At 56.4% G+C, this 495-nt stretch carries 1 protein-coding gene; it reads left to right on the top strand.

The window, feature by feature from the left end; all coding sequences use genetic code 11:
- Window positions 1–372: transposase (locus KVH01_RS29485; protein ID WP_217883805.1), on the top strand; the 372-nt coding region annotated here is incomplete at its 5' end.
- Window positions 373–495 lie beyond the last annotated feature (123 nt).

The raw sequence follows: 495 nt of genomic DNA, 5'->3' as shown, positions 1-495 counted from the left end.
CAGGTCGCCGAACTGCTCCACGGCGAAGAAAACGCGGTGTATGCAGACGCTGGATACACCGGTGTCGAGAAGCGTGAAGAGCATGAAAATCGTGAGGTCATCTGGCAAATCGCTGCGCGGCGCAGCACGTATTCCAGGCTCAATAAACGCAGCGTGCTCTACAAGGCCAAGCGCAAGATCGAGTACTGCAAAGCTCAGACACGAGCCAAGGTCGAGCATCCGTTTCGGGTAATCAAGCGTCAGTTTGGCTATGTGAAAGTGCGCTTTCGTGGGCTGATGAAAAACACAGCTCAGCTGACCACGCTGTTCGCCCTGTCGAATCTGTGGATGGCTCGAAAACAGCTGATGGGTATGGGTGAGTTGCGCGTTTAACACGGAAAACCGGGCGGAAACGCCCTCAACGCGCGCTGCATCAGGCCATTTTCAGCAAATAGCGCTGGGTGCCGGGCAAATTGCGACTCGCCGCCGCTGCGCAGCAAGTTGATCGGAGCATCC

This window comes from Pseudomonas khavaziana (genome assembly GCF_019145205.1).
Taxonomy (GTDB): domain Bacteria; phylum Pseudomonadota; class Gammaproteobacteria; order Pseudomonadales; family Pseudomonadaceae; genus Aquipseudomonas; species Aquipseudomonas khavaziana.
This window is presented reverse-complemented; position numbering and strand designations above follow the sequence as displayed.